Genomic DNA, 13,574 nt, shown 5'->3' with positions numbered 1-13,574 from the left:
TGCTTAACGGATCATCGTGATAACGTCTACGTATTTATACGTTGCGCTGTTTCAGTCATTACATTTTCTTCAGCGTGCTTACGTTCAACCCAGTAATCCGCATTTTTAATACCCAGTTTTACCGGGTCGAAAAGTGGCTCTATGCCGAGAGCTTGCTGTGATTCATAATCTTTAAGGCAAGTGAATGCGGTTTTCCTCAATAGAATAATGGCAATAATATTGAGCCATGCCATCAGTCCGACACCAATGTCACCCATTCCCCAAGCCATATCAGCCGTTTTAACTGTGCCGTATACGGTTGAGCCAATGATCACGACTTTGAGAACGACCATGAACCAAGGATGATTTACTTTACGGTTAATATAGGCAATGTTGGTCTCGGCAATGTAGTAATAAGCCACTATGGTAGTAAAGGCGAAGAAGAACAGTGCGATAGCCACAAAGATATTGCCAAATCCTGGCATCATACTTTCCATTGCCGTTTGTACGTAGCCTGGTCCTGCAGCGACTCCGGCAATGCCGGTATAGAGCGCCGCACCGTCTGGGCCCTGAACATTATACAGTCCTGTAATGAGCAGCATGAAACCTGTTGCAGAGCAAACGAATAAGGTGTCGATATACACAGAAAAAGCTTGAACTAACCCTTGTTTGGCTGGATGGCTTACCGCCGCTGCAGATGAGGCATGTGGCGCTGTACCTTGACCCGCTTCGTTGGAGTAAATACCTCGCTTTACCCCCCACATGATGGCTAAGCCTAAAATGGCACCAAAACCCGCATCAAAGCCAAAGGCACTTTTGATAATTAACCATAAAATACCCGGTAGCTGGCCAATATTTAGCGCTATGATGACACAAGCCACTATGATGTAACCCAGTGCCATAAAGGGGACGACGGCACTGGCAAAGTGAGCGATACGTTTTACACCGCCAAAAATGATAAAGCCAAGAAGCATCGCTAGTATGGCTGCAGTCACATTAGGATCTATGTTGAAAGCGGTTTTTAAACTTGAACCAATCGAGTTAGCTTGTACGCCCGGCAGCAGGATCCCGCAAGCAAATATGGTCGCAATTGCAAATACCCATGCATACCATTTCATGCCTAAGCCTTTTTCAATATAAAAAGCAGGCCCACCGCGATACTCACCATTGATTTTTTCTTTATAGACTTGACCTAAGGTCGATTCAACGAAGGCGGAGCTGGCACCGAGAAAGGCAACCATCCACATCCAAAATAAAGCGCCAGGACCACCAAAGGTGATTGCTGTGGCAACCCCTGCAATGTTACCTGTACCGACTCGGCCCGCTAATGTCATTGCGAGTGCTTGAAAAGACGACACTCCCGCATCAGTACTCTTACCATCAAACATCAGGCGGATCATTTCTGGCAGATGGCGCAGCTGTAAAAATCGAGTGCGAAGGGAGAAATAGAGCCCGACACCTAGGCAAAGAAAAATAAGTGCAGGGCTCCAAATTACACTATTGATCGCGTTGACAATCTCATTCATAGACTCCGATTCCTTTATTGTGTTGTTTTAGCAGAGTTTTTAGGTTTACGGTTATTCAACAGATGTTGAGTTAGGACATTCACTTTTGATTAAGACATTTTTTGTAAATATCCAAGATACTCAACATAACTATTTTTTAGGGAGCTTCATAGTTAAAGTGTTAAATATTTGAAACCAATGTGTTTTGAAATTGAGTTTTAGCATGGATAAATAGAGCGGAGGGGCGAGTTAACTCGAAATACGGTAGTGATTTATTATGAATGTCAGTTATCCCATTACCCAAAGTAGCATCCACACGCCGAATAAACTGCTTAAGCTATGGCGCGTGATTTGATGGCTGAGTAATAGAGATAAACTCACAGCAATAGGAATGACGAGAATGAATCCCCATGCTAACGGCATATCGATGATTTTCATTTGTCCCAGCCAGGTACTGGTGAGCATGCTTATTGCGAGTAACATTAAGCTATGGAATATCAATAACTGATTGAATCTTAATATTAATGCTGGAGTTGTTGTCATGGCCTGTCGCGCATTTATTGCAAACTGTTTCATAGTCACTCCTTAGTCATTTAGTGTATCTTATGCCTTGTTGAGAATAATTCGCAATTGAATTTACACTTAAAATTTTACATTTAAGCTCGGTTTACTACAGAAATTTGCACTCAACTGGCGTTTGGGCTAAATTATACTGTAATTATATCCAGTGCTTGGTGTTTGTATGATTCTCTATATCGCAGAAAAACCTAGCCTAGGGCGGGCCATTGCCGATGTATTGCCTAAACCCCATAAAAAAGGCGATGGATTTATCGAAGCCGCCAATGGCGATTGTGTGTCTTGGTGCGTTGGTCACTTGCTTGAACAAGCAGAACCTGATGTCTATAATCCCGAATTTAAGTCTTGGAAATTCGAGCATTTGCCAATAGTGCCAGACAAGTGGCAACTAAAACCTAAGGCTGCGACCCGCAGCCAACTCACAGTGCTAAAACGATTAGTCAAACAAGCTAACACCTTGGTTAATGCGGGCGATCCCGACCGCGAAGGGCAGTTACTCGTGGATGAAGTGATTGCCTATCTTGGCGTGACGGGGGACAAGCTACATCAAACCCAGCGTTTACTGATCAGTGACTTAAACCCACAAGCTGTAAAACGGGCTCTAACGCAGCTACGCAGTAATCGCGAGTTTATTCCTTTATCCACATCGGCCTTAGCTCGCAGTCGTGCCGATTGGCTCTATGGCATGAATATGACGCGTGCGTACACCATCCAAGGTAAAAAGGTCGGTTATCAAGGCGTGTTATCCGTCGGCCGAGTACAAACGCCATTGCTTGGGCTAGTGGTGCGCCGTGATGAAGAGATTGCTCACTTTCAATCTAAACCTTTTTATGAAGTACTAGCGCATTTGGCGACCGAGAAGCAAGAAACCTTCAGCGCCAAGTGGCAACCTAGCGAAGCTTGTCAGCCCTATATGGATGAAGAAGGACGAGTATTAGCGAGAGGGTTAGCGCAAAATGTGGTGAGTCGCATCAGTGATAAACCCGCCTTAGTCACTCAATTAGTGGCTAAGGACAAGAAACAGAATCCACCATTGCCCTACAGCTTATCCGCGTTGCAAATTGATGCGGCGAAACGGTTTGGCATGAGTGCTAAGGATGTGCTCGATACCTGCCAGAGTTTGTATGAACGCCATAAACTCATTACTTACCCACGCTCCGACAGTCGTTATTTACCCGTTGAGCAACATAACCTTGCGCCTTCGGTACTTAAGGCGATAAGTGACGGTGCTGCTGAGTTATTGCAAGGTGCTGATGCCCCCGAGCCCCGTCTTAAATCTAAAGCATGGGATGATAAAAAAGTGGACGCCCATCACGCAATCGTCCCCACAGAGAAGATGGCTAACTTATCTAGCTTGAGTCAGCGTGAGAGGCAGTTATATCTTCATGTTGCTCGCCAGTACATAGCACAGTTTTATCCGGCTTATTGTTACAGTGAAACCACAGTGCAAGTGACAATCGAGGGTGGCTTATTTAATACTAAGGCGCGTCAGGATAAATCCCTCGGCTGGAAGCAACTCTTTGCCCGCCAAGAGCCAAATGGCAGTAAGGCGAGTGGCAACAAGTCGACGGAAGAAAGCACAGGTAAGGACGATGAGGAGAATGACGAGTTTATCGGCCAATTGCCCCCTCTGAAACTGGGGCAAGCTTTGCATTGTACTCGAGGCGAATTATTGGAGAAAAATACTCAACCACCAAAGGCCTTTAACGATGCCACTTTACTCGGTGCTATGACGGGTATTAGCCGTTATGTGACCGATCCTGAGATCCGTAAAATTCTTAAAGAAACCGACGGATTAGGTACAGAGGCCACCCGTGCAGGTATTATCGAATTGCTGTTCAAACGCGGTTTTTTACAACGCTTAGGTAAATCCATTGTCTCGACAGACGTGGGGAAAGGATTGATTAACAGCTTGCCCGCGAGTGCGACTACGCCGGATATGACAGCGCTTTGGGAAGCGAGCTTGAACGGCATTTGCCATAAAGAAACCTCTTATCAAGCCTTTATGCAACCGCTGCTCGGCACTTTATCCACGCTTATCCAGAATGCAGGCGCCCAACTGCCAACCGCGCTTAATGGTTTACAAGGCCAAGGTTATCGTAAAACGGCAAGTAATAAATCCGGTTATCGTAAGTCGCCTTACCGCAAAGCCTCGAGCTCGGCAAAACGGGCAGGCACTGCAAGTACAGCTAAAAGCAGTGTGAAGAAGTCAGTGGCTAGTGCTGGCGCAAGGAGTCGAACACGCAAAGTGGCTACAGAGGCTTAATAGTCACGAGTGCGTTGTGATTCTGTTGTAGGGGATATTCGACCTTAAGCTATAACGCTTTCACAGCACTGAATTTGGGCAAAAAAAGAGTAAACCAAAACGGTTTACTCATACGGAAATGGGTCGTTAAAGCTTGCCAAAATCACTCAATTGATGAGGAGCAGGCATATAATCTCAGCATTAACTTAATTAGCCCTTAAAGCTCATATTTATCTTAGGGTGTCGCCTCGGTTTAAGCTGATGAGCTTATCCAGTATGCGTTCTCCATCCATGCGGATGCCGTTGTGCTCATATTCTGATGTTAACCAATACTTTAGCCTGCCAACTTGTTTTGTGGTTTCTAAACTGTATTGCATCTCTACAAACATATCTTCACTGTAAATGGCCGCTGCAACAGGGATTCGGTTTTGTGCCAGTTGCTCTAGATTGTAAAGTGCTGGCCAATCTGATTTATGGGCGAGGATTTCTGCCGCAGCTTTAAGCGGCACTAAGTGACTAAATTGGTCAAACATCCATGGGTATATCATCTCACCTGTGAATAAAAACGGTTTACCTTGTTGATAGTTAAAGGCGGGGAATTGCTGTCTAACCCTGTGTGCAGACCATTGTGAAGCTGAGTGTTGGCAGTAAATGGCCTCATGCAACAGGGCAAAAATTGGGTTAGTGTTGTAATCGAGCATTTGACCGAAATGATTTAAAAATAACGGATTGACTACTGCCCCTGAAGCCGTGTTGATCAAGGCTTGTTCAAGCAAATAATAAACCGATTCAGGCCCTTGCTCCATTCCAATATTAATACCTAGCAGTTGCAACATTTCAACCGTGAGGCGTTCACCCGTTGCCAAATACACTTCATTTTCAAGCAAATGTTTTGCTAAGCGAGTGACGAGATGTTGAGCATCGTGGAAGCGTTGGAAAAATTGTTTATTCTTCGCCAGTACGCGTTGATAAGTCGCAAGATAGACGTCGTCGCTGCTACGGGTTAATGATGGTATGCCACCCGTGATATAGGCTTCGCTGACGCCTTGAGGGGCGGCGCTTAAATAATGTAACACGCAAAATCCCCCGAAACTTTGGCCGAGAATCGCCCACTTATCGGCGGGACAAAGCTGGGCACGAATCGTTTCGGCATCACGAATAATATTGTCAGCCCTGAAATGGCTCAGATAATCCGCTTGAGCTGCGGGATCTAAGTGTTGCAGGCTTTGGTAATTAATCGGTGTTGATAAGCCTGTGCCACGTTGATCGAGTAATAACACTCGATATTCTTTTAATGCGCGGCGGATCCAGCCGCTGTTGCTGGCGGGACGCATGGCCGCAAATCCAGGGCCGCCTTGAAAAAATACGATATAAGGTAGTTTTTTATCTTTGTTTTCTGGGCTACAGAGTTCTCTGGCAAACACTTGGATTTGCTCTGCAATTGGATTTTGATAGTTGAGGGGCAAGGTAAAAGTGTGTTTCTTCGCCAGCACTCCGGCGAGAATAATATCGGGTTTCATCAAACAACCTTAATGGCAGAGGATCATGTTATTGTGATTGGCAGATTGTATACCCAAATAAGCTGAAGATGCAGTAACCTAGGCTACCTGAAACGCGTATCTTCAGCTAACTTGGGTATAGACAAAATAGTTTATGTCGTAAGCTAGGATTATTTGATTAGCTTTTGGTGAAGATCAATTTTTTGGATACAAATTTGAGCCATGATGAGTTTCTTAGCGTAATCTATCGCTTATGGATAACACGAGATTGAAGCTATGAAGTATCAGATTATTCCAGTGACACCTTTTCAGCAAAATTGCAGCTTGATCTGGTGTGAAAAAACCAAGCGTGCTGCAGTTGTGGATCCCGGCGGGAATATTGACAGGATCCAAAACGAAGTAGCGAAACTTGGACTCGTCCTCGAAAAAATCCTCCTTACCCATGGGCATATCGATCATGTCGGTGGTGCTAAAGCCTTAGCGAAAGCCGCCAATGTGCCGATTATTGGCCCGCATATTGCCGATAAATTCTGGATTGATAACTTACCTAAGCAAAGCCAAAATTTTGGTTTTCCCCATTGCGATGCCTTTGAACCGGATCAATATCTACAGGATGGCGATATTGTTAAAGTGGGCGAGCAAAGTTTATCTGTGCTGCATTGCCCTGGGCATACGCCGGGACACATTGCACTTTTCTCTGCCCAATCTAAGTTGGCGTGGGTGGGGGATATTTTGTTTCGAAGTTCTATCGGTCGCACCGATTTCCCCCAATCAAATCATCAGGATTTAATTCACTCGATCACCGAAAAACTGTGGCCCTTAGGTGCCGAGGTTGAATTCATTCCTGGGCATGGTCCTATGTCGACTTTTGGCGAAGAGCGCGAGCATAACCCCTTTGTCGCGGACCAACTTTTACTGTAATTGAGACGCCATTCAGCATTGCTTGATTTGTGAGCGATAATCACTCGCAAATCAAATGATTATTTCAGCTAATAAACCAACCTTTTTTATGTTTTCTGTTTTTCCTTCTAGACTTAAAGCAGTTCTTCCGTCTACTGGGGTAAGTATGAAAACAAAAACAATGATGAGCGTGGTCTTTTCGACCATAGTCGCGAGTGCCGTGATTTCTGCGGTATTGAGCTTCAATGTTAAGTCTAAAATCGATCTCTTTAATGATGCGGCTAGCGTCCGATATCAGTCCTATCAAGTCGCCGATGAGTTAAGACAAAGTTCCGATGACCTAACGCGTCTCGCTCGAACTTACGCTGTTACGGGTGATGAAAAATACGAAAAAATGTATATGGATATTTTGGCTATCCGTAATGGTGAGAAGTCTAGACCTGAAAAATATCACCAGATTTACTGGGATTTGGTGCTGAGCTATGGCGATAAGCCAAAACCCGACGGTGCTAGCATTGCGATAAACACGCAAATGAAGTCCCTCGGTTTTTCTGATGAAGAATTCCGTTACCTTGAACAAGCTCAGCAAAACTCAGATGCGTTAGTTGCCCTCGAAGTGAAAGCCATGAATGCCGTTAAAGGTATTTTTATGGATCCCAACACCCAAACTTACACGATCAAAGGTGAGCCTAACTTAACTATGGCGAGGGAGTTATTACATAGCGACCAATACCACAGAGAAAAAGCTAAGATCATGCAGCCGATTGATGAGTTTTTTACAGCATTGGATAAACGTACCGATGGTGATGTGAATAACCGACTCGACTCCCTGCATGCGGCATTAAACTGGTCCCAACTGGTGTTATTTATCGTGATTTTAGCCGCCGTTGGCGGATTTATTATCGTTAAGAGCAGGATTGTGACTCCCTTAGTGCAGACTTGTGTTGAATTGCTCGATATTCAGCGTTCTAAAAATCTTGCGCGGCGGATCTCTGTTACGACTCAGGGGGAAATTGGCGAAATCGTTAATCAAATCAACTTGTTTATCTCTTCCCTTGCCAGTTCATTATCGACGACGGATGGCATTGCAAAAGAGGTGGCTGATTTAGCTAAGCAAACTAAAGCATCAATTCAAATTTCGCGTGAAAGCTCAAATCGGGTGGCGAGAGAACTGGATGCCAGCGCCAGTGCGATGGAAGAAATGACCACGACCTTAGTGCATGTGAGTGAGAGCACTTCGAATGCTGAAAGCCGCGCCGCCGAAAATGAAACGCATGTCACTGTAGGTAAACAGACAGTATCGGAAGCGCTGAAAGCCATGTCGGTATTAGAAACTGAGTTTAGGAATACTCAAGACTCTATGTCACATCTAGTGAACGAAAGTACCCAAGTCAGCAATGTGTTGAGTGTGATTAAGGCGATTGCTGAGCAAACGAATTTGCTGGCACTGAATGCCGCGATCGAAGCCGCGCGGGCCGGTGAGCAAGGACGAGGCTTCGCAGTGGTAGCTGATGAGGTTCGATCATTAGCCCAGCGCACTCAAGATTCCACCAAGGAAATCGATGATATTGTCGCAAGCCTTCAAAGCCGTACGAATCAAGTGGGTACATCAGTGACTCAAGCGGCGACGCTAATGCAAAAGGCGGGGGTAGAACTGCAACGTATCGTGGCAGTATTTGAGGATATTCGCCATAGTACGGAAGCGATTCATGGGATCAATACTCAGGTTGCCGCTTCAACCGAAGAACAATCCTTAGTTTCTAAAGAAATCGCTTCGAGCATGATGGTGATCCGCGATAATTCCCGTGAAGTATCACAGATTATCGAACAGATTGAATCGACATCCATTAGTCTAGACAACCAATCACAGATACTGCGCACTAAGGCGGGCGAATACCAGTTTTAGATAAATGTGGTTGATTTGCGAACAAACGCCACTCAGACATGGACGTCAATTCTTCCTCTTTAACTTCCCCTGAACATATTTTATGCTTCAACACTTTTTGAAATCTATTACTCCTTTCAATACGCACACGCCTTTGCTAACTTGGTTGTCCATATGTTTAATGCGAGCGTTTGACGAAGCGGTTTTATTTGCTGATAAAACTTGCGTCAAGTTTTGATGACAAATAGACGTCGATAGCTGCGTTATTAACTGTGATAGTTTCTATAGCGATAAGCGCATTAAATTTTTTAAATCTCCCTAACCCAATGGAGTCCTTGCGGATGGATCACCAAATCGAAGATTTACTAGAGCATTGGCTACCACTGGCGGATGACGCTTGGGTACTTGCGGTGATCACCCAAATTCAAGGTTCGGCTTATCGTAAACCCGGTGCCATGATGTTGTTCCATGAGTTTGGTCAAGGTGTGGGTATGTTAAGTGGCGGCTGTTTAGAAGCCGATTTACGTCGCCATGCTCAAAATGCCATGCAGACTAAGCAAGTCATGTGTGTCACCTATGATGCAAGCGATGAGTCCGATGCCAGCTATCGACTCGGTTGTGGTGGCATAGTAGATATCATGTTGATCCCTCTGCTAAAAGAGAATCATGATCTTGGCTTAGTTGAGCTAGTGCAGGCATTTCGCCACGGTCGGTCGGGTTTTTACCAATTACCTTTAGTCAAAGCGGGGACGGATGCGCGTCAGTATCACGCTGCGTTTTATTCTGAGGAGTTGATGCCGTTCCCCGCCAGCGATTTTGTTCGCACGGGCGTCTTCACCCAAGACGCGGGAGAATCATTGATTATTCCCTTGAGACCAAGATTCCATCTTGGGATCTTTGGCGGTGGTATCGATGCTAAGCCCATTGCCGCCATGGCCCACACTTTAGGTTGGCAAGTGACTGTTTTCGATGGTCGTACCGCCTATGCTAGAGCTGCGGATTTCCCCCATGCCCATATAGTGAAACTGACCGCGGGGGAATTAACCGCGAATCATATCGCTCAATTGGATTGCGCCGTGGTGATGAACCATAACTTGGGCTTAGATGCTGCGGCATTAAAGGTCATTCAAGCGCATCCGCTAGCCTATATCGCCTTGCTTGGTCCTGCCCATCGACGGGATAAAGTGCTTGGAATGGCAGGGCTCAGTGCTGAATCTTTTACTGGGGTATTTTCTGCTCCCGCGGGGCTTGCCCTTGGCGGCGAGTTACCGAGCGCAGTGGCGTTAAGTATTTTGGCCCAGTGCCACGGGGTGCTCCATGGTGCGACTTTAAAACATCTCGATGAGATAATGCGTTGATGACGTTGCCGCCAGTACAAAAGCCCACTGCGCTAACGTCGACACTGCCCGGTTCGAGACAGCCCAGTTCGGCAGTGCCAAAGTCGGCAGCGCAGGCGCCATGCTCATCCAAGCGGCTGTTGAACGTGGTACTTGCGGCGGGTGAAAGTAAGCGCTTTGAGGGAGTTAAGTTAGCGCAGCTTATACCATCACTTAGCGCTACAGAAACTCGCGAGCAAGCCATCATTTGCACCCATGTTGAGCTTTTACAACAGCTTTATTGCCAAGATTTAGATTTGGAGCGCCAAGACACACATTCGCCCCAGCATACGCCTTTGTTAGTCATACTCGGTGCTCACCAGCACATACTGCAACCATTATTAGTCGAGCTTCATTCCCGCCAACCCTTTGATATTTTAGTTAATCCACAGTGGCAGACAGGCTTGGCATCCTCGGTGAGTTTGGCGGCAAGCTATGCCAAGGAGCAGGGCTTTGATGCCATGCTGCTGACATTGGCAGACCAAGTGGCCTTGAGTGCAGACGATTATCGACAACTGATTTTGACATGGTATGAAACCGGTAAAGACGTTGCCGCCCATTATTTGGATGATTTAGGCGTACCTGCTATTTTTAATGCCTCTACATTACCGCAGTTCACTCACTTGAGTGGTGACCGCGGGGCGAAATCGATTCTAAAACAACAAGCACAGCGGGGAGCGTTAGTCGCTATAACACTACCCCGCGCCGCAATTGATATTGATACCCAAGCCGATCTTGCGTCGTGGTTGGCACTTAAGGAGTGAGTTATGGCAGAAGTATTATCAACCACTGCAGTTATCAAGGAAGCCAGTACCGTCGCTTCCACCCAAACACTTTTCATCAACGGTAAATCATTTACCTTAGATGCCGATCCTAAAATGCCAATCCTGTGGGCGTTACGGGATATTTTAGGGCTCACGGGCACTAAATATGGTTGTGGTGCAGGGCTATGCGGTGCTTGCACTGTGCATTTAGACGGCCAACCTGTGCGCGCCTGTTTAACCAGTTTGGGGCAGGCACAGGGAAAACGTCTGACAACAATTGAAGGGCTGGATAATCAAAAGCTTAAAAATGCATGGGCCGAACATAACGTGCCCCAGTGCGGCTATTGCCAAGCGGGACAATTGATGTCGGCTGCGGCGTTAGTTGCGCAGCATCCGAAACCTTCTGAAGAACAAATCAACTCTGCCATGTCGGGCAATATCTGCCGCTGCGGCACCTATCCTAGGATCAAAGCCGCACTGCAAAACTATGCCAAACAGGAGGGCTAATATGAGTACTTTTACTGCCGTAGAAAATATCAGCCGTCGCGATGTGTTAAAACTGTTTGGCGCAGTAGGGGGCGGATTAGCATTAGGGGCGAGTGGATTAACTTGGAGCCCCATGGCGCTGGCGCAGGATAAAGAAGCGCGGCTGAATCTGTTTATTGCCATTGGTGAAGACGACAAAGTGTACCTCACTTGCCATCGCTCCGAGATGGGACAGGGGATCAGAACCGGCATTCTGCAAGTCTTAGCCGAAGAGTTAGACGCGGATTGGGATAAAATCGTCCCTATTCAAGGCTTAGCCGATAAACGTTATGCCAGCCAGAATACCGATGGTAGTCGCAGTATTCGTGAAAATTACGACCGTATGCGCCAGATGGGGGCTATGGCAAGAACCATGCTAGAGCAAGCCGCCGCTGCGCGCTGGAAAGTCCCCGTGAGCGAGGTGCATACCGCCGACCATAAAGTGTTGCATGCTAAAACGGGCCGAGCGGCCAGGTTCGGCGAGTTAGCGTTAGCCGCATCTGAGCAACCCGTACCCGCCGTTGAGTCGTTAACCTTTAAAGAGGTTAAAGATTTCAAGCAGATTGGTGCATCACGCCAAATCGTTGATATGGATGCCATGTTAAGCGGCAGCGCGATTTATGGTTACGATATCAAACTCGAGGGTATGCTCTACGCCAGCATCATGCGTCCGCCCGTGCTTGGGAGCGATGTGGCAAGCTTGGATTATACCGCAGCGCGCAAAGTGGCCGGTGTCGTGGATGTGTATCGTTTGCCCGCCGCTAAGGGCGCACCCGCGTTTCAGGCTTTGGGCGGCGTTGCTGTCATCGCCACAAACACGTGGAGTGCCCTTGAAGGGCGCAAAGCTTTAAAAGTCACTTGGACTCAGGCCGACAATAGTCAGCATGATTCAAGCCTTTATTTGAAAGAGTTGGTCGAGCGGGTACAGCAAAGTGGTAATGTCGTGCGCCAAGTTGGTGATGAGATCAAAAACTGGCCCGAGGCGAATACGTTAAAGGCGGTTTATACCGTGCCTTATTTAATTCATTCTTCTATCGAGCCGCCCGTTGCTACTGCCCATGTGACTGAAAAGGGCTGTGAAATCTGGGCATCGACCCAAACGCCGCAAAGTACCCAGCAAAATGTGGCCGCTGCGCTGGGTATGGAAGAAGATACGATTAAAGTGAATGTTACCCTATTGGGTGGTGGTTTTGGGCGTAAATCTAAACCTGATTTTAGCGTTGAAGCCGCGCTGTTATCGAAGCAATTCAAGCGTCCAATTAAAGTGAGTTGGAGCCGCGAGGATGAGATCCAAAACGGTTACTACCATGCTATCAGCGCCCAGTCCTATCAGGCGCTGTTCGATGCCAATAACAAACCGACCGCGCTTTTAGCCCGTACGGGATTCCCATCGATCAGTTCAACCTTTGCTGAAGGGGTGGAATATCCCTCTGGCGGTGAGTTGGATTTAGGCTTTGTGGATGTGCCCTTTGCTTTGCCGAATTTAAGATACGAAGCGGTAAAAGCGCAGGCGCATAGCCGTATTGGTTGGATGCGCTCTGTGTGTAACATTCAGCACGGTTTTAGTGTCGGCAGTTTTGTCGATGAAATGGCTCACAGAGCTCAGGTTTCTTGCCCTGCAATGTGGCGTAGCCTGTTAGGTGAAGCAAGGCGTGAGACCTTTACCGACCAACAGTTTAAATATGGCAACTATGGCGAAGATCTTGATCGTCATCCCGTGGACGTCAGTCGCTATTTTGGGGTAATCGACGCGGTCGAAAAAGCCCAAGCTAAGGCGCCCAAGGCGGGTAAAAATCAGGGCTGGGGTTTTGCTGTACACCGCAGTTTTGTCAGTTACGTCGCTGTGGCTATGTTGGTGGAAGTGAGTGAGGATAAACAGCTTAAAGTGCTTAATGCCATCGCAGCCATAGATGCGGGCACGATAGTTAACCCTGATAGGGTAAAAGCACAGACAGAAGGTGCGATTGTATTTGGCCTGAGTTTAGCCTTGATGGGGGAAATCACTTACAAAGAGGGCAAGGTGCAGCAATCGAATTTCCACGATTATCCTTTGCTGCGACTTCCCCAAACTCCCGATATGGAGATCATCATTATTGAGTCTGATGCTGCGCCAGCGGGCGTGGGTGAGCCGGGTGTGCCGCCCGTTGCCCCGAGTTTAACCAATGCGATTTTTGCGGCGACGGGGCTGAGGATCCGCGATCTTCCCGTGAATAAACTATTGCGAGTGTAAGTGTCGGCAAGAGGGTTAACTGAAAGCCGTTTGAACAAAAAAGCGCCTAATAAGCGCTTTTTTCGTTTTTTTACCACAAAAAATTTGCTT

10 protein-coding genes are annotated in these 13,574 nt (G+C 46.9%); 7 read left to right on the top strand and 3 right to left on the bottom strand.

Translation table 11 applies throughout. The features are described from left to right. Positions 1–26: 26 nt before the first annotated feature. Positions 27–1,505 carry an alanine/glycine:cation symporter family protein gene (locus L5M71_RS02330; protein WP_105252099.1) on the bottom strand — a complete coding sequence of 493 codons (1,479 nt, stop codon included), beginning with the start codon at positions 1,503–1,505 and terminating at the stop codon, positions 27–29. 267 nt (positions 1,506–1,772) lie between these two features. Next, positions 1,773–2,060 (bottom strand): hypothetical protein, encoded by a 288-nt coding sequence (locus L5M71_RS02325; RefSeq protein WP_263206236.1) that lies wholly within the window; start codon positions 2,058–2,060, stop codon positions 1,773–1,775. Positions 2,061–2,226: 166 nt separating this feature from the next. On the opposite strand from L5M71_RS02325, the gene L5M71_RS02320 reads away from it, so the two are divergent. Beyond that, positions 2,227–4,326, top strand: a complete 2,100-nt coding sequence (locus L5M71_RS02320) for a DNA topoisomerase III (protein WP_263206234.1) — start codon at positions 2,227–2,229, stop codon at positions 4,324–4,326. 209 nt (positions 4,327–4,535) lie between these two features. Here the strand turns inward: L5M71_RS02320 and L5M71_RS02315 are convergent, their stop codons facing one another. Continuing rightward, a complete protein-coding gene (locus tag L5M71_RS02315) occupies positions 4,536–5,825 on the bottom strand; it encodes an alpha/beta hydrolase (RefSeq protein WP_263139072.1) in 1,290 nt (429 codons plus the stop codon). Positions 5,826–6,080: 255 nt separating this feature from the next. On the opposite strand from L5M71_RS02315, the gene L5M71_RS02310 reads away from it, so the two are divergent. The 6 genes from L5M71_RS02310 to L5M71_RS02285 all read left to right on the top strand — a co-directional run bounded on the left by L5M71_RS02310 (position 6,081) and on the right by L5M71_RS02285 (position 13,484). Beyond that, complete coding sequence (locus tag L5M71_RS02310; protein ID WP_131523516.1) at positions 6,081–6,725, top strand: MBL fold metallo-hydrolase; 645 nt, start codon at positions 6,081–6,083, stop codon at positions 6,723–6,725. Positions 6,726–6,870: 145 nt separating this feature from the next. Next, the gene (locus L5M71_RS02305; protein ID WP_028761018.1) at positions 6,871–8,610 is read left to right on the top strand and encodes a methyl-accepting chemotaxis protein; all 1,740 of its coding nucleotides are present in this window, start codon (positions 6,871–6,873) and stop codon (positions 8,608–8,610) included. A 320-nt stretch (positions 8,611–8,930) separates the two neighbouring features. Further along, a complete protein-coding gene (locus L5M71_RS02300; protein ID WP_263196660.1) occupies positions 8,931–9,947 on the top strand; it encodes an XdhC family protein in 1,017 nt (338 codons plus the stop codon). Next, a complete protein-coding gene (locus L5M71_RS02295; RefSeq protein WP_263196676.1) occupies positions 9,947–10,729 on the top strand; it encodes a nucleotidyltransferase family protein in 783 nt (260 codons plus the stop codon). The genes L5M71_RS02300 and L5M71_RS02295 overlap by 1 nt, the downstream gene beginning before the upstream one ends. A gap of 3 nt (positions 10,730–10,732) precedes the next feature. Next, positions 10,733–11,236 carry a (2Fe-2S)-binding protein gene (locus L5M71_RS02290; protein ID WP_263206231.1) on the top strand — a complete coding sequence of 168 codons (504 nt, stop codon included), beginning with the start codon at positions 10,733–10,735 and terminating at the stop codon, positions 11,234–11,236. A gap of 1 nt (position 11,237) precedes the next feature. Next, on the top strand, positions 11,238–13,484 hold the full coding sequence (locus L5M71_RS02285) for a xanthine dehydrogenase family protein molybdopterin-binding subunit (RefSeq protein WP_263206229.1): 2,247 nt from the start codon (positions 11,238–11,240) through the stop codon (positions 13,482–13,484). Positions 13,485–13,574: the final 90 nt, after the last annotated feature.

The organism is Shewanella sp. SW1 (assembly GCF_025653545.1).
Lineage (GTDB): Bacteria > Pseudomonadota > Gammaproteobacteria > Enterobacterales > Shewanellaceae > Shewanella > Shewanella oncorhynchi.
Note: the sequence above shows the minus strand (reverse complement) of the source record. Positions and strands in the feature narration are given on the sequence as shown.